The 15900-nt window shown below is 64.7% G+C and carries 13 protein-coding genes and 1 pseudogene; 6 read left to right on the forward strand and 8 right to left on the reverse strand.

The annotated features are described in order from the left end of the window. Positions 1 to 259: 259 nt before the first annotated feature. Positions 260 to 1957: pseudogene (locus NKJ64_RS25375) on the forward strand (ATP-dependent helicase); the annotation flags it as partial. A gap of 318 nt (positions 1958 to 2275) precedes the next feature. On the opposite strand, the gene NKJ64_RS25380 reads toward NKJ64_RS25375, so the two are convergent. The 5 genes from NKJ64_RS25380 to NKJ64_RS25400 form a co-directional block, all read right to left on the reverse strand. Next, positions 2276 to 3316, reverse strand: a complete 1041-nt coding sequence (locus NKJ64_RS25380; RefSeq protein WP_352463534.1) for an ABC transporter permease — start codon at positions 3314 to 3316, stop codon at positions 2276 to 2278. Beyond that, positions 3313 to 4110, reverse strand: coding sequence for an ATP-binding cassette domain-containing protein (locus NKJ64_RS25385; protein ID WP_023668308.1), 798 nt, complete (start codon positions 4108 to 4110; stop codon positions 3313 to 3315). The genes NKJ64_RS25380 and NKJ64_RS25385 overlap by 4 nt, the downstream gene beginning before the upstream one ends. 86 nt (positions 4111 to 4196) lie before the next feature. After that, entirely contained in the window at positions 4197 to 5210 is a 1014-nt protein-coding gene (locus NKJ64_RS25390) for a substrate-binding domain-containing protein (protein ID WP_023682113.1), read from the reverse strand. A 116-nt stretch (positions 5211 to 5326) separates the two neighbouring features. Beyond that, the gene (locus NKJ64_RS25395) at positions 5327 to 6232 is read right to left on the reverse strand and encodes a sugar phosphate isomerase/epimerase family protein (protein ID WP_023744620.1); all 906 of its coding nucleotides are present in this window, start codon (positions 6230 to 6232) and stop codon (positions 5327 to 5329) included. Next, positions 6232 to 7263 carry a Gfo/Idh/MocA family protein gene (locus tag NKJ64_RS25400; protein ID WP_352463535.1) on the reverse strand — a complete coding sequence of 344 codons (1032 nt, stop codon included), beginning with the start codon at positions 7261 to 7263 and terminating at the stop codon, positions 6232 to 6234. Before NKJ64_RS25400 ends, NKJ64_RS25395 begins: the two co-directional genes overlap by 1 nt. A 194-nt stretch (positions 7264 to 7457) precedes the next feature. On the opposite strand from NKJ64_RS25400, the gene NKJ64_RS25405 reads away from it, so the two are divergent. Next, positions 7458 to 8483, forward strand: coding sequence for a LacI family DNA-binding transcriptional regulator (locus tag NKJ64_RS25405; protein WP_023697001.1), 1026 nt, complete (start codon positions 7458 to 7460; stop codon positions 8481 to 8483). A 161-nt stretch (positions 8484 to 8644) separates the two neighbouring features. After that, positions 8645 to 10120: an esterase-like activity of phytase family protein gene (locus NKJ64_RS25410; protein WP_023714765.1), complete on the forward strand. Its 1476-nt coding sequence runs from the start codon at positions 8645 to 8647 to the stop codon at positions 10118 to 10120. 78 nt (positions 10121 to 10198) lie between these two features. Here NKJ64_RS25410 and NKJ64_RS25415 read toward each other — a convergent pair whose 3' ends face one another. Continuing rightward, the gene (locus NKJ64_RS25415) at positions 10199 to 10987 is read right to left on the reverse strand and encodes a L,D-transpeptidase (RefSeq protein ID WP_352463536.1); all 789 of its coding nucleotides are present in this window, start codon (positions 10985 to 10987) and stop codon (positions 10199 to 10201) included. A gap of 198 nt (positions 10988 to 11185) precedes the next feature. On the opposite strand from NKJ64_RS25415, the gene NKJ64_RS25420 reads away from it, so the two are divergent. Then, complete coding sequence (locus tag NKJ64_RS25420; protein WP_023712449.1) at positions 11186 to 12658, forward strand: MATE family efflux transporter; 1473 nt, start codon at positions 11186 to 11188, stop codon at positions 12656 to 12658. 3 nt (positions 12659 to 12661) lie between these two features. Here the strand turns inward: NKJ64_RS25420 and NKJ64_RS25425 are convergent, their stop codons facing one another. Continuing rightward, a complete protein-coding gene (locus NKJ64_RS25425; RefSeq protein ID WP_023712448.1) occupies positions 12662 to 13870 on the reverse strand; it encodes an MFS transporter in 1209 nt (402 codons plus the stop codon). A 153-nt stretch (positions 13871 to 14023) separates the two neighbouring features. On the opposite strand from NKJ64_RS25425, the gene NKJ64_RS25430 reads away from it, so the two are divergent. Then, on the forward strand, positions 14024 to 14599 hold the full coding sequence (locus NKJ64_RS25430; protein ID WP_023682120.1) for a TMEM175 family protein: 576 nt from the start codon (positions 14024 to 14026) through the stop codon (positions 14597 to 14599). Positions 14600 to 14611: 12 nt separating this feature from the next. Here the strand turns inward: NKJ64_RS25430 and NKJ64_RS25435 are convergent, their stop codons facing one another. Beyond that, on the reverse strand, positions 14612 to 14893 hold the full coding sequence (locus tag NKJ64_RS25435) for a hypothetical protein (RefSeq protein WP_023668298.1): 282 nt from the start codon (positions 14891 to 14893) through the stop codon (positions 14612 to 14614). Positions 14894 to 15024: 131 nt separating this feature from the next. Between NKJ64_RS25435 and NKJ64_RS25440 the strand changes: the two genes are divergently transcribed. After that, a complete protein-coding gene (locus NKJ64_RS25440) occupies positions 15025 to 15891 on the forward strand; it encodes an SDR family NAD(P)-dependent oxidoreductase (protein ID WP_023682121.1) in 867 nt (288 codons plus the stop codon). The last annotated feature ends 9 nt before the right edge of the window (positions 15892 to 15900 follow it).

Below are 15900 nucleotides of genomic sequence, written 5' to 3' on the forward strand. Positions count from 1 at the left end.
CAACCCCTCCCGCGCGGGCGTGGGGGGGGGGGGCGCCGGGGGGGCCGCCCGGGGGGGGGGGGGCGGCCGCGCGGGCGCCAGTCACCCCGCCCCGCCGCTGCGGGGCGACCCTCCCCATCCAGGGGAGGGTAAAGCGCGATCGGCCGAAGGCCGCAAGCCCGACCGGGCGTCCGAGCCGTTGCGAGGCGACTCCCGCGACGCCGAAGGCGCGCAAAAAAGAGGGGGCGGAGGGCCCACGCCGGCAGGCGTGGAACAGCCCGTGAGCGTGAATATTTGCTGCGTCGGCGACGACGACCAGTCCATCTATGGCTGGCGTGGCGCCGAGGTCGACAACATCCTGCGCTTCGACAAGGATTTCCCGGGCGCCACCATCATCCGGCTGGAACGCAACTACCGCTCGACGGCGCACATCCTCGGCACCGCCTCGCACCTCATCGCCCACAATGAGGGTCGCTTCGGCAAGACGCTGTTCACCGAGAAGGTCGCCGAGGACGACGAGAAGGTGCATGTTCACGCCGCCTGGGATTCCGAGGAGGAAGCCCGCGCCGTCGGCGAAACCATCGAGACCTACCAGCGTGCCAAGCACAAGCTGAACGACATGGCCATCCTGGTCCGCGCCTCCTTCCAGATGCGCGAATTCGAAGACCGCTTCGTCACGCTCGGCCTCAATTACCGCGTCATCGGCGGCCCGCGTTTTTATGAGCGCATGGAAATCCGCGATGCGCTGGCCTTCTTCCGCGTCGTCGCGCAGGGCGCCGACGACCTCGCCTTCGAGCGCATCGTCAATGTCCCCAAGCGCGGCCTGGGTGAAGCCACCATCCGCCAGATCCACGACACGGCGCGTGCGTTGCGCATCCCGATGCTGGAGGCAGCCTCCAAGCTCGCCGAAAGCGATGAATTGAAGCCCAAGCCGCGCGCGGCCTTGCGCGAAGTGGCGGCCAATTTCGAGCGCTGGCAGAAGGCGCTGGAAACCACGCCGCACACCGAGCTCGCCGAGACCATTCTGGAGGAGAGCGGCTACACCGACATGTGGAAGAACGACCGTTCGGTCGAGGCGCCGGGCCGGCTGGAAAACCTGAAAGAGCTGATCCGCTCGATGGAGGAGTACGAATCGCTGCGCTCCTTCCTCGAACATGTCGCGCTGGTCATGGACGCCGAGCAGAACGCCGAGCTCGACGCCGTCAACATCATGACGCTGCATTCGGCCAAGGGCCTCGAATTCGAGACGGTTTTCCTGCCCGGCTGGGAGGAAGGCCTGTTTCCGCACCAGCGCGCGCTGGACGAAGGCGGCCGCTCCGGCCTGGAGGAAGAGCGCCGTCTCGCCTATGTCGGCCTGACCCGGGCCAAGAAGAACCTGCATCTGTGGTTCGTCTCCAACCGCCGCATCCACGGCCTGTGGCAGTCGACCATCCCGTCGCGCTTTCTGGACGAACTGCCGGAAGCCCATGTCGAGGTCGCCGAAAGCGGCAACTCCTATGGCGGCTACGGCAATTCCTATGGCGGCAGTTCGTTCGCGTCGGGCCGTGGCGGCCAGGGCGCAGGGCGGCAGAACCCCTACGGCGCCTCGCGCTTCGACAATGTCGGCGCGGAAAAATCCGGCGCCTTCTCCAACACCTATGCGACGCCCGGCTGGCAGCGCGCGCAGGCCAACCGCACCGAGGCGACCGACCGCAACTGGGGCTCGCGCTCCGGCCACCAGGTCGAGCGCATCGGCTATGGCGAGACCGACTCCGGCTACGGCGCCGGCCGAACCAGCGTCAAAGGCCGCACCATTGACGGCGAACTGGTCGCCAAATCCGTCGCCGACACGCCGTCACCCTTCAGCGTCGGCGACCGCGTCTTCCACCAGAAATTCGGCAACGGCAACATCTCCAACATCGAAGGCAACAAGCTGACCATCGACTTCGACAAGGCCGGCCAGAAACGCGTGCTGGACGGGTTTGTGGCGGCGGTGTGAGCGCCCGCTTGTCCTGTTGTCCTACAAGCGACCACATTGTTGTAGTCTGGCGGAGCCCTCCCCGCCTCGTCATCCACGGGCGGAGCAAGGAGCGTAGCGACGCAGCGTAGACCCGAGGATCCATCCCGCGTCTTCAACGCGTTGCCACGGTGCGGAATCCTGCGCAGCTGCACGCCAAGGTCGCGGAATGGATTCCAGGGTCTACGCGACGGAGCTTCGCTCCTGCTCCGCCTTAGAATGACGAAGCGACGGGCGTCTGCCCAGTCGTCGGGGCATGCGGTCCGCAACATGAGCGTCCCCGTCAATTTAGCCCGCCCCTCACCTGTACCGCGCCTGGTTCCACTTGTGCCCCAGCAGCGACAGGATGATGATCAGCCCGTTGAAGAACTGGACGTAGAAGCCGCTCAGGCCCGCCGCCACGACGCCGGTCTGGATGAACGACACGGTGACCGCGCCGATCGCTCCACCGGCAACCGTACCGATGCCGCCCCAGGTCGGCGTGCCGCCGACGAACACCGAAGCCAGCACCGGCAAGAGATAGCCGTCGCCCGCGGTCGGCCACCAGGTGAAGTTGATCATCACCGAAAACGTGCCGGCGATCGCGGCCCCGATGCCGGTGAAGATGAACACTTTCACCCGCACACGCTTGACGTCGATGCCCATTTGCTGGGCGCTGTCGGGGTTGTCGCCGACGACCCTCACCTGCGCGCCGAAGCGGTGCCGGTTGTAGAGCATTGCCGAAAAAATGACGAAGGCGAGTGCCCATAAGACCTGTACCGGAAAACCCCACACCTGACCGGAGAAGATGGTGTACGCCCAGCTGTCGCTGAGACCGGTCAATGCCGTCGATCTGCCCTCGTTGATGATCTGGATCAGTCCCCGCAGCAGGAAATTCATGCCGAGGGTGGCGATCAGCGACGACAGCCCGCCATAAACGACCAGGGATCCGACGAGAAAGCCGAGCAGCGTGCCGGTGAGAATCGCCGCTGCGATGCCGAGAAACGGATCGTAGCCGGCCTGCACCACCAGCGCGAACACCCAGGAGGCAAAGCCCATGGTTGCGGGAAACGACAGGTCGATCTCGCCGCAGGTGACGACGAAGACCAGCGGCACCACCGCGAACAGGGCAACCGGCAGCGTGGTCAGCACGGATCTGTAGAGATACCAGGTGGTGAACACGGTCGGGTTGGCGATCAGGAACGCCGCCATCATGATGATGAACACGGCGAGCGTGCCGAGCGCTGCGCGGTTGTCGATGACGAAACCGCGCAGCCAATGGTCGGACGGGTGCTTCCACTCAGGCCGGGCCGCCTTGCCGCCGAGCGGGCTCTGCAGATCGGGTTCCATGGTCTTGCTCATCGTGCTGCCCTCTCCGCGTCGCCGGCCTCGTGCAGCCCCGGCAATCCTCCGGGATGCGCAACGTCTTCCATGAAATTGATCAGCTCTTCGGCCGACTTGACCTCGGTGCGATCGGCGGTCAGCGCCACCTTGCCGCGGTCAATCACCACGAAGCGGTCGGCGATGTCGAAGACATGGTGGATGTTGTGGCCGATGAACAGGATCGAACGGCCGCTCGCCCGCACCTGGCGCACGAAATGGAAGACCTTGGCGGTCTCGGTCAGCGACAGCGCCGTCGTCGGCTCGTCAAGGATGATCAGCTCGGCCTGCTTGTAGATGGCGCGCGCGATCGCCACGCCCTGGCGTTCGCCGCCGGAGAGCTGGCCGACGATCGAATGCGGCGTGAACACTTTCGAGGTAAAGCCGATCTCGCGCATCAGACGGCTCGCCTCCTCTATCTCTTTATTGACCTTCAGAAAGCCCATGAAGCCGGTGAGTTCGCGGCCCATGAAGATGTTGCGCACGATGGTCTGCTGCACGGCCAGCGCCCGGTCCTGGAAGACCGTCTCGATGCCGGCGTCGCGCGAGCGTGCCGCACTCCAGCCGGTCACCGGCTTGCCGCGCACCAGGATCTCGCCGCTGGTCGGCTTGACGACGCCGGACAGGATCTTGATCAGCGTCGATTTGCCGGCGCCATTGTCGCCGATCAGGCCAACCACCTCGCCGCGGTCGACCGAGAGATTGACCCCGCCCAGCGCATAGACCTGGCCATAGGATTTGCTGATGTCGCGCAGTTCGATGATGCGTTCGGCCATGGCGATCCTCGCTCCTGTGGTATCATCCCGGCCTGGTGCCGGCGGTCCTGCCGGCCGGGCTTGCGCCCAGCCGGCAGTTTGGGAGGTCAGCGCAGCGCCTGCTTGGCGAGCTCGGCGACGATCTCGTAATTCTGCGGCGTGACGAAGCCGGCGCCAGTGTCGACATTCATCGGCGCCAGGCCCAGCACCACCTGCTGGCAAAGGCTGAGGATCGGCAGATAGCCTTGCAGAAACGGCTGCTGATCGGCCGTCAGTTGCACCCAGCCGCCCTTGAACGCCTCGACGATCTGCGGGCTGGTGTCGAAGCCGAAATTGAAGATGTCGCCCGGCTTGCGCCCCGCCGCCTGCATGTAGGTGGCGACGTTGCCCAGCATCTGGCCGCCGGGATAGCCGACCGCCTTGACGTCGGGATTGTTGAGCAGGGCCGCGGTGATCACCGGTATCGCCAGATTGGGGTCGGACGCCCATTCGCCGCTCGGCGGCGACGACAGCTGGATGACCTCGACGCCGGCTTCCTTGAGTGCTGCCACCGTGCCGCGCTCGCGCGCGCCGCGGGCCTCGTTCTCGAACGGGCCGATCATGATCGCCTTGTCGCCGGACTTGAGATTGCCGAGCTTGAACGCTTCGACGCCGAGCGCGCGGCCCTGCTGCTCCTGCTGGGCGCCGACATAGCCGCCGCCGAACGCAGCCACCACCGTCGGCACCGGCACGTTCTGGTACATCATCTTGATGCCGTCCTTGTGCGCCTGTTCGGCCAGCGGCATGATCGCGGCGTCGCCGGGATGGCCCATCATGGCAATGCCGTTGGGCTTCACGGCGACGGCCTCGCGCAATTGCTGAACCATCTTCTCGACGTCCCACTGCGAGAAGATGTAGTCGACCTTGGGTCCGAGATCGGACGCCGCCTGCTTGGCGCCATTGTAGACGATGGTGCCGAAAGCGTCGCCCTCGGCGCCGCCGACGAAAAAGCGGATGTGGACATCCTTGCACCACTGGGCGTCGAGCGCCTGCGCCGGCAGAGTGGAGATGGCAGCGCACAGCGCCGTGGCGGCGGCCACGACGGTCGAGCGCAGAAGTGTCGTTCTCATTGCGATGCTCATGCACGTTCCTCCCTTTTGTCCTCGGTGAGCCGAGGGGTTTCGTCGTTCGCCTGTCGGCAGTGCTTGTCGGCAGTGCTTGGGAATCTGTCAGGCCGGCTCCTCCCACCGGCCCTCGGTCACGCCGGGTTCGGCAGGTAGGTCGCTCCTCCCCGGCATTGCTTGAGGTATTCCAGCCCGCGCACCTGGCCTGTGATTTCGAGGTCGCCGCGATAGACCGGGTCGTGCCAGCCCTCGATGTCGATGGCGCCCTTGTAACCGGCCAGCCGCAATTCGCTGATCACCCGCGTCCAGTCGCTGTCGCCAAACCCGGGCGTGCGCATCTGCACGAAGGGCAGCTTGCCGAACACGCCGTGCTCGCGGATCACATCCCAGCGCACCGTCGCGTCCTTGCCGTGGACATGGAAAATGCGCGGCGCCCATTTGCGGATCTGCGGCATCGGGTCGATGAGGTAGACAAGCTGGTGGCAGGGCTCCCATTCGAGGCCGAGATTGTCGTCGGGCAATTCGTTGAACATCAGCTCCCAGGCGTCCGGATTGTGGGCGATGTTCCAGTCGCCGGCGGCCCAGTTGCCGTCCATGGCGCAATTTTCGAAGGCAATGCGCACGCCCTTGTCGGCGGCGCGTTTGGCCAGCGGCCCCCAGACCTCACGGAAGCGCGGCAGGCTGTCGGTCAGCTTCTTGCCGCGCAGGCGGCCGGTGAAGCCGCTGACCGTCGAGGCGCCGAACAGATGCGCATTGTCGATCACCGTTTCCCAGGCCGCGAGCACGCCGCGATCGACCTCGCCATCCTCCAGCGGATTGCCGAACACACCGATCGACGACACGACGACATCGGCATCGCCGATCGCCTCGCGGATCTCGCCGGCGAGCCGCGGCAAATCCTTGCCGCCCAGCGTCTGCCAGAAGAAGGGCTGGATGCTCTCGAAGCCGAGCGGCAGAATCTCTTTGATGTAGGCGGCCGGGTCTTCGAGATTGGCCCGCACCATGGTGCCGATCCGGATGTCGAGAAGCGGGTTTGGCATCATGATGCTTCCTGTGTGATTGCGACGCGCCGTCCGGTCTCGGCGCTTTCGATGGCGCCAAAAACCATGGCCAGGCTTTTGATGTTGTCGCTGCCACGGGTTTCCGGCTCGCTGCCGGTCTCGATGGCGTGGATGAAATCCTTGATGATGCCGAGATGACCGCCGACGCGGTCGGCGGAATCGAGCGGCGGTACTGTGATGGGCTGGGTCAGGTCGAAGAGGCCGTCGCGGACCGACAACACAACCTCGGCCTTCAGTCCGTCCTCGCCGTCCCAGACCAGGCTGCCGTGCTCGGCGACGATGCGCCACGTGCTCTCCCAGCTGGTGCGGAAGCCCGCCGCGCACCAAGAGCCTGCGTAGGTGAACACCTTGCCGCCGCCGAGATCGAAGATAGCGGTGGCCGACGAGCCCTGCCGGTACCAGGAATTCGCCGGATCCCATTCCTGGCAATAGACGCCGGCGGGATCGCCTGCGACCATGTAGCGGGCGGCGTCGAATGTGTGGATCGCCATGTCGAGCAAGAGCACATGCGCCATCTCCTCGCGAAAGCCGCCGAAATGCGGCGCGACGAAGAAGTCGGCATGGATGCTGGTTGGCTTGCCGATGGCGCCGGAGTCGAGAAAGCGCCTTATGCGCCGGACATTGGCGACATAGCGGCGGTTCTGCACGACCGCATGGACGCGCCCCGCGTTACGCGCCGCATCGACGATGGCGCGCGCATTTTCCGGAGTATCGGCCAGCGGCTTTTCCGTCAGCAGATGGCAATTATGGGCAAAGGCGGCAAAGGCGACATCACGCCGGGCGGCTGGAACCACGACATCGAACACCGCGTCGGGCCTGGTCTGGTCGAGCACCGCGTCGAGGCTGGTGCCGATTACCGCGCCGTCGAGCCCGTATTCGTGCGCCCTCGCCTTCGCCCGTTCGGCGTCGAGATCGACAAGGCCGACAATGGCCAGCCCGTCGATCTGCCTCGCGGCATCGAGCCAGGCCTTGCTCATCGCACCACAGCCGACGAGGACGGCATTCATCATCCGGCATTCCTCCCGTCCGGTCCCTCCAGACCGAATGTCACGGCATTTCCGGCATCACCGTAAACGTTTCTCCGTAAACGTTTACGAGAACACACCCGATGGCGTAGAATGTCAATCGGCTGCCAGCGAAAATCATCCCGAAGCCTTGGCCTGGGCGGCAGCCGGTGCTAGCCAAGACAGGGGGAGAACTGTCCTTGGCGTCCAGCATCCATGACCTTGCGCGTCACCTGAACATTTCGATCGGCACCGTGTCGCGGGCGCTGAACGGCCGCGCCGACGTCAATGCCGACACCCGCCAGCGCGTGCTCGCCGCCGCCAAGCAATTGAACTATTCGCCCAACCAGTCCGGCCGCAGTCTGCGGCAAGGCACCACCCATTCGATCGCCTTCATGCTGCAGCCGCATCCGGGCGACCAGCAATATGGCGAACCGTTCTTCATCCCGTTCCTGATCGGTCTGCAGGGCCGACTGGCCGAGGATGACCTGGATCTGATGGTCGTCATGGGCGAGCCCGGCCAATATCAGCAGGAGAGGCTGCGCCGCGTGGTTGAGACGCGCCGAGCCGACGCGGTCGTGTTGGCCAATACACGGCGGGAAGACGATCGGATCGACTATCTCAGCAAGGCTGGCTTTCCCTTCGCCACGCTTGGCCGAAGTCAATCCGGCGACGACACCTATCCTTCGCTCGATATCGATTTCGAGAGGGCGGGTGATGAAGCCGTCGACCGGCTGGTCGCGCGCGGCCACCGCCGCATTGCCGCCATCCGCCCTTCGCTGGATCTCAACTTCGGCTACCTGTTCCTCGACGGCTACCGCAAGGCGCTGGGGCGGCATGGCATCGAAGTCGACCCCGGCCTGATCGCCGACGGCTTCATCAACGAGGCCGGAGGCTACCAGGTGACGCCGCGCGTGATGCTCTCCAAGGACCGGCCCACAGCCATCATCTTCAACAATGACGCAATGGCGCTCGGCGGCTGCAAGGCACTGGCCGAGATGGGCATCAGGCCCGGCCACGACATCGCGGTGATCGTCATCGTCGACACGCCGCTCTGCCGTTATTTCTCGCCGGCGCTGACCGCCTTCCGTCCGTCGCTGGAGCCGATGGGCCGGCGGCTGGCCGAAATGCTGCTGGCCTCGCTTCCCGCCTTTGCCGGCCCGGAAGGTCCGCGCATCATCCGCGAAGTCTGGCCGCTGGAACTGATCGCCCGCGACAGCGATTGATCATTGCGCTCTTCCCTCTCCTACAAGGGAGAAGGAAGAGGCCCTCTCTGTCACGCAAGTATCATGTTCGCGTCCTAGACCGCTTTGCGAGAGGGCGACATCGTCGATGCGATGCGGTGGCCCCTTTGCGCCGCTCAAGGCTTGTCACAAAAAGGATCTCCATGAAAATCTCGCACCGAACCGTGTCGCTCGGCGCCGCGCTGGCGCTGTTTACCGCCCTGACCCCTGCCCTTGCCGACAGCACCGCCACCGTTGGCGGCTTCGTCAACAAGGGCCTGGTCGGCGTCGGCCGCATCCCGGCCGATCAGAAGGACAAGTTCGGCGAGACCTTCGGCTCCGGCTCCGGCATGTCCATCGACGCCGCAAGCTGGACCCGTGGCGCGGACGGCTACAAGGGCTCGCTCTGGTTGCTGCCGGACCGTGGCTACAATGTCGTCGGCACCACCGATTACCGGCCGCGCCTCAACACTATTCATATCGAATTCACGCCGACCGCACTGGGCGCCACGCCCACCTCCGGCCAGGAACAGACAGGCGTCAAGGCGACGCTTGCCGATTCCCTGCTCCTCACCGACGACAAGGGCGCTGACGCCACCGGCCTCGATCCGCTCAACGGCGTGCGCGCGGCCAATGGCGACCTGCCGATCCTGCCCGAGGCCAATGGCAAGCTGGCGCTCGACAATGAGGCGATCGCGCGGCTGCCCGACGGCACCATGTTCATCTCTGACGAATACGGCCCCAACATCTACCGCTTCTCGGCCGACGGCCATCTGTTGTCGGCAACGCAGCCGCCCGCCGCTTTGGTGCCGATGCGCAAGGGCGCGCCGAACTTCGCCTCCGACAATCCGGGCCCCGGTGCAGCCGAACCCGATCCGAAGGATCCCGAAACCGGCCGCCAGAACAATCAAGGCCTCGAAGGCATGGCGCTGACGCCGGACGGCAAGTCGCTGATCACTGTGCTGCAGTCGGCGCCCCGCCAGGATGGCGGCGATTCGCCCGCGACGCGCCAGAACACCCGCGCGCTGGTCTACGACGCCTCCGACCCGGCCCATCTCAAGCTGGTGCATGAATATGCCGTGCCGCTGCCGGTGTTCAAGGACGCCAAGGACAAGACCAAGGTCGCCGCGCAGAGCGAAATCGTGGCGCTGTCCGACAAGACCTTCCTGATGCTGGCGCGCGACAGCGGAAACGGCCAGGGGGTGAAGGGCGATACTTCGCTGCTGCGCCAGATTTTCGTCGTCGACGTCTCTGGCGCCACCGACATTGCCGGCGGCGCCTTCGATGCCGCCGACAAGCCGCTGGCGCCCAAGGGCGTGCTCGACCCCTCGGTGACCCCGGCCAAGCTGACGCCGTTCATTGACATCAACGACAACAAGGAACTCGGCCGTTTCGGCCTGCATGACGGCAAGCCGAACGACAAGAACAATCTCTCGGAGAAGTGGGAAGCAATGTCTGTGGTCAGCCTGCTCGATCCGGCGCTGCCCGACGACTATTTCCTGTTCGTCGGCAACGATAACGACTTTCTCACCCAGGACGGTTTTCAGGTCGGCGCGCCCTACAAGGCCGACGACGGCGCCGATGTCGACACCATGTTCCTGGTCTATCAGGTCACGCTTCCGGGCCTCGCCAAGAAGTAGCCGTTTACGGAAAGGCGGACGCGCCCGGCGCGTCCGCCTCTAAACGTTTGTCGGCGATCAGCGATGCCGTGAAGGCACCTATTTCAAAATCTCCGCATCCCTTGGCACGCCGGCATCGATCGGCTCGGCGGTCCGGCTCGACACGGCCATGATCTTGCCTGCGGCCGACAGGTTCGGGCGCACATAGACCTGGGCTAAGCCGTTGACCCGGCTGTAGAGGTCGATAATGTCCTGGTTCATGAAGCGCACGCAGCCCGACGACGCGTTCTTGCCGATGGAATCCCATTCCGGCGTGCCGTGCAGCCGGTACATCGTGTCCTTGCCGTCGCGGAACAGATAGAGCGCACGCGCGCCGAGCGGGCTCTGCGGTCCCGGCGGCATGCCGTCCTTATATTTCGCCAGTTCCGGCCGGCGCTGGATCATTTCGGGCGGCGGCGTCCACACCGGCCATTTCTTGCGCGCCTGGATCACGGCGCTGCCGGTCCAGCCAAACCCGGCCTTGCCGAGGCTGACGCCATAGCGCATTGCCTTGCCGCCGTCGCGCACCAGATAGAGAAAATGCTCGGATGTATCGACGACGATCGTGCCGGGTTTTTCGCCGGTCGGATCGTCCACGATCTGGCGCACGAACTTCGGATCGAGCTTGGCCACGGGGATTGCCGGCAATGAAAAGCCCTCATCGACGCGCGCCGAATACATGGTGGCGGCATCGCCCAGAGCCGGTTCGGGCGCCGGAGCGGGCGTTGGCGGCACCACGACGTCGGTCGTGGTGCAGGCTGAAAGCGCCATGGAAGCGGCACCCAAAGCGGATATTCCAAGAAACGCGCGCCGGTTCAGGCGCTCGGAAAAAAGCGGATTGTCGGACATGATCCCCCCAGCCTATTCATCATATCCAACAGGATATGCGACCCCACGCGGCGACGACCCATATCCCATTCCGAATGTTTTGAGAACTGATTAGCTTGAAGCCGCCAGGTGGCATGTTCCAATGCCGCATCGACCTTGTCCGTCAAATCGGCGATCATTGCCGGGCGGACTTTGAGATGAACCTTCGCCGAACAGCCCATGGACGAAAAAATACCACCGCGCCGGCGCACCGGCGACCTGACCAGCGGCCCGATTCCGCGCACGCTGCTTTTGTTCGCTCTGCCGGTGCTCGGCTCCAATGTGCTGCAGTCGCTCAACGGTTCGATCAACGCTGTCTGGGTCGGCCGCTTCCTCGGTGAATCGGCGCTGACCGCCACCTCCAACGCCAATCTGGTTCTGTTCCTGATTCTTGGCACCGTATTCGGCATCGGCATGGCCGCCACCATCCTGGTGGCGCAATCGGTTGGCGCCCGCGACCTGCCCGAGGCGCGGCGCATCGTCGGCACCAGCGCCAGCTTCTTCTTCCTCGTCTCGGCTATCTTCGCCGTCTGCGGCTGGATCTGGGTCGACGCCATCCTCAACACACTGGGCACCCCGCCCGATGCGCTGCCGCTGGCGCGCTCCTATCTGCGTATCATCTTCGTCGCCGTGCCGATGATGAACCTTCTGTCCTTCGTCATGACGGTGCTGCGCGGTGCGGGTGATTCGCGCACGCCATTCTTCTTCATGGCGCTCGCGGTCGTGCTCGACATCATCCTCAATCCGCTGCTCATTCGCGGCATCGGCCCCTTCCCCGAACTCGGCATCGCCGGCTCCGCCACCTCGACGCTGATCGGCCAGACGGTGAGCGTGATCGCCATCCTCGTCGTGCTTTATGCCAAAAAGCATCCGTTGCGGCTCGCCGGCGCGAACCTCGCTCTGCTGCGGCCGGATCCGGCGCTGCTCAGGATCGTCGTCTTCAAGGGCGTGCCGATGGGCCTGCAGATGATCGTCATTTCGGCGGCGGCGCTGACCGTGATGGGCATCGTCAACTCCTACGGCTCGCAGGTCGCCGCCGCCTACGGCATCGCGGCGCAGCTGTGGACCTATATCCAGATGCCTGCACTGGCGATCGGAGCCGCAGTCTCGTCGATGGCGGCCCAGAATGTCGGCGCCGGGCGCTGGGACCGCATCGGTCGCATCGCGGCGTCCGGCGTCGGCTTCAACCTGGTGCTCACCGGCGCCCTGGTGGCGCTGCTGTTCCTCTTCGACAGGCCGGTGCTCGGCCTGTTCCTTAGCCGCGACAGCACCGCAATCGACATTGCAGCCCACATCAACAAGGTGGCGTCCTGGTCGTTCATCCTGTTCGGCGTCACCATCGTGCTGTTCGCCACCGTGCGCGCCACCGGTGCCGTGATGCCGCCGCTGATCATTCTGGTGATTTCCGTGCTGGTCGTGCGTACCGGCTTTGCCTACTTCTTCAGGAGCTACATCGGCGAGGAAGCGCTGTGGTGGAGTTTTCCGGCGGGATCGATCACCTCGCTGGTGCTGGCCGCCGCCTATTATCGCTTCGGCCGCTGGCGCACCATGCACATGATCGAGGACCGGCCGGCCGCCGGCGAGCCGCCCGACACCGGCCTCGGCATCCCGCGCGGACGGGCAAACATGGCGCCCGAGACGCCAAACGGGTGAGGCTCAGCGCGCGTATTTGACGCCGAACCCCAGCGCTACGACAGAGAACAGCGTGATCATGCCGGCGAAGGCCAGGCTTGCCGTCGTCGGAGTGGCCCAACTCGACAGCAGCCCAATGCCGATCACCGGCAGCGCATTGCCGCAGAAGCAGCAGATGAAGAACGCCGACACCAATTCGGCGCGACGCTCGGCAGGTGCGATCTGGCTCACCACCTGCAGGCCGCCGCGATAGCCGAGCGCCGCCGCCACGCCGCACACAGCGGTGGCGGCAACCATCAGGGACATCGACGCGAAAAACTGAGCAGCAACCATCAGCCCTACGGCCGGGATCATCAGCGCCAGCGCGGCCAGCATGCCGGCGCGACTGGACAGTCGGGTCGTGGCCAGAATGGTCGCGGCCGCAACGATCGACAGTTCAAAGAACAGCCCGCCGGCCTCGGCATGGTTGGCCACATGCAGCTGCTGCGCCAGGATGCTCGGCGCCAGGGCTGCATAGAAGCCGACCAGCGCCATGGCGCCGAAGCCGGTGACGGCCGGCGCCACGAAAGCGGCGCGGATATCAGCGGGCACCGACAGCCGCGGCCGCAGCGAAACGTCGACCAGCCTTCCCGGCCGCGAAACGGTTTCCCTGGTGCGCCAGATCAACAGCGTCACCACCACGAGCAAGGCAAGATAGACCGCAAACGTTAGTCTCAACGGCCAGGGCGCATATTCGGCGAGCAGGCCCGATGCCAGCGCGCCGAGGCCAAGGCCAACGAAGTTGGTGCTGGTGGCGATGATTGCCGCGCGCGATTTGTCCTTACCCTCGATCAATTCGGCAAGCCAGGCCGTGCCGGTTCCCGCGCCGACGCCGATGCCAAGGCCGCTCAATATGCGGGCGACATCGAGCCATGCGACGTTCTCGGCCAACAGGAACACCAGCGCGCTGACCACCGCTATGGCCATCGACGCCAGCGCCGCAGGACGGCGGCCAATGCCGTCGGACAAGCGCCCGAACATCAGCAATGCGCCGAGATTGCCGACGACATAGACGGCGTAGACCAGCGTCAGCGTGATCTGCGAGAAACCGAAGGCCTGCTTGTAGATGACGTAAAGCGGCGTCAGCACCGTGCTGCCGGCGAACAGAGCGGCGATCATGGCGGCAACCGCGGCCATCGCGGGCCGGCCATCGAGTCCGTTGTCGCGCGTTATGGTCTCGGCATAGCTGGTCATGGCAACCTCCGGCCAATCGCCCAACGCCCAATTGCGCCCCAACGTCCATGTAAGGATGGCCGTTCCACGCGCCGAACTTCATCCTGACAACCTTGTCAGGATGGTCTTGCCCGAAATCCTCGCTTAACGTCTTTCCATCGAGAAGGAGAATCCATGGGAAAAGGCAGAGTCGAGGCATTCACCGATGGGGTGGTCGCCATCATCATCACCATCATGGTGCTGGAGCTGAAAGTGCCCCATGGGGAGGATTTTTCAGCGCTTCTGCCGCTGTGGCCGATCTTTTTCAGCTATGTCTTGTCGTTCATCAATGTCGGTATCTACTGGAACAATCTGCACAACATGTTCCACACCGTCCAAAGGGTCGACGGCCGCGTGCTGTGGGCCAACCTCAACCTTCTGTTCTGGTTGTCGCTGATGCCGGCGACGACGGCCTTCATGGGCGAGAACCATTTCGCGCCGGTCCCCGTCGCCGTCTATGGCATCGACCTGGTGCTGTGCGCGGTCGCCTACACCTTTCTCGCCACCAAGCTGCACCATTTGCACGGCAACGACACCGCCTTCGCCAAGGCGCTGGGCAATGACCGCAAGGGCAAGATCTCGGTGGCCCTCTACGCCGCCGCCGTCCCGCTTGCCTTCGTCAACCAATGGATCGGCGTTGCGATCTTCGTGCTGGTGGCCGCCGTCTGGTTCGTTCCGGACACGCGTTTTTCGCGGGTGCTGGAAAAGTAGCGTAGGACGCCTCTACTTGCGCATCGCCTTCAGCTTTTCGGCAACCGACGCGGCTAGGTCGGCATAGCGCTCCTCCAGCCGCTCGGCCGCCTTGATGATCGAAAAATCATGGCCGAATTTTTCCAGCGCCATGCGCAATTTCTCGACGAACTCGGCCTGTTTTTCGAGTGCCGAAAACAAGGTCTTCACCTGCGCTTCGCTTATGTCCGGATTGGCAAGCATCTGTGGCACCTCGCGGCCCATCTGGTCGCCGGTGGCGGTCTGCTCCTTCAGGATCGCAACCCAGTCGGTCAATCGGCAGTCTCCTGTTCAGCCGCAGCATGCACAGCCGCCGTTGATGCGGTCAACCCGAACACGCGGGACGGCCTTGCACGATGCGCGTCCCGCGCTAAGTTCGGCGCCACCCGAACCCTAGGAAAAAGATCATGACCTCCGACGCCGAAATCCAATCCGCTTTGCCCGCCCTCAGCCGAGGCAACGTCGCCGTCATCACCGGGGGCGCCAGCGGCATCGGGCTTGCCGCCGCCAAAAGGCTGGCGGCTATGGGCATGAGACTGGTGCTGGCCGACATTGGCGGCGCGCGCCTCGATGCGGCCCGCCAGGCAGTCGCCGCGATCGCCGGCGAGAATGCCGTGCTTGCGGTCGCCACAGACGTCTCGAAGGCCGACGAACTCGGCCGGCTGGCGGAAAAGACGCATGCCGCTTTCGGCGCCGTATCGCTGCTGATGAACAATGCCGGCGTCGGCAACAATCCGGGAAAACCGTGGGAGAACGGCGACGCCTGGAAGCGGCTGATCGACATCAATTTCTGGGGCGTCGTACATGGCGTCGAGGCCTTTGCGCCGGCCATGCTGGCCTCCGGAGAGCCGGGCCTGATCATCAACACCGGCTCCAAGCAAGGCATCACCACGCCACCCGGCAATCTCGCCTACAACGTATCCAAATCGGCATTGAAGACGTTCACCGAAGGCCTGGCGCACGCATTGCGCAACGAGCCGGGCGCGAAGGTCGCGGCGCATCTTCTCATTCCCGGCTTCACCTTCACCGGCCTCACCGAAGGAGCGGTCGAAAAACCCGCTGGCGCCTGGACCGGCGAGCAGGTGGTCGACTTCATGCTGGCTTCGCTGGCGCGCGGGGACTTCTACATCCTGTGCCCCGACAATGAGGTGATGCGGCCGACCGATGAAAAGCGCATGGCCTGGGCGATCGGCGACATCATCGAGAACCGGCCTGCTCTCTCGCGCTGGCACCCCGACCATAAGGACGCTTTCGCGGCCTTTATGGGAAACTGATCGTCGAAC

The sequence above is a fragment of the Mesorhizobium sp. M0062 genome (assembly GCF_040323125.1).
Taxonomy (GTDB): domain Bacteria; phylum Pseudomonadota; class Alphaproteobacteria; order Rhizobiales; family Rhizobiaceae; genus Mesorhizobium.

Bases quoted from the DNA above. Each gene is read 5' to 3' on its own strand.
- NKJ64_RS25380 (WP_352463534.1), bottom strand. From the start codon at position 3,316: ATGAGCAAGACCATGGAACCCGATCTGCAGAGCCCGCTCGGCGGCAAG.
- NKJ64_RS25385 (WP_023668308.1), bottom strand. From the start codon at position 4,110: ATGGCCGAACGCATCATCGAACTGCGCGACATCAGCAAATCCTATGGC.
- NKJ64_RS25390 (WP_023682113.1), bottom strand. From the start codon at position 5,210: ATGAGCATCGCAATGAGAACGACACTTCTGCGCTCGACCGTCGTGGCC.
- NKJ64_RS25395 (WP_023744620.1), bottom strand. From the start codon at position 6,232: ATGCCAAACCCGCTTCTCGACATCCGGATCGGCACCATGGTGCGGGCC.
- NKJ64_RS25400 (WP_352463535.1), bottom strand. From the start codon at position 7,263: ATGATGAATGCCGTCCTCGTCGGCTGTGGTGCGATGAGCAAGGCCTGG.
- NKJ64_RS25410 (WP_023714765.1), top strand. From the start codon at position 8,645: ATGAAAATCTCGCACCGAACCGTGTCGCTCGGCGCCGCGCTGGCGCTG.
- NKJ64_RS25415 (WP_352463536.1), bottom strand. From the start codon at position 10,987: ATGTCCGACAATCCGCTTTTTTCCGAGCGCCTGAACCGGCGCGCGTTT.
- NKJ64_RS25420 (WP_023712449.1), top strand. From the start codon at position 11,186: ATGGACGAAAAAATACCACCGCGCCGGCGCACCGGCGACCTGACCAGC.
- NKJ64_RS25425 (WP_023712448.1), bottom strand. From the start codon at position 13,870: ATGACCAGCTATGCCGAGACCATAACGCGCGACAACGGACTCGATGGC.
- NKJ64_RS25430 (WP_023682120.1), top strand. From the start codon at position 14,024: ATGGGAAAAGGCAGAGTCGAGGCATTCACCGATGGGGTGGTCGCCATC.
- NKJ64_RS25440 (WP_023682121.1), top strand. From the start codon at position 15,025: ATGACCTCCGACGCCGAAATCCAATCCGCTTTGCCCGCCCTCAGCCGA.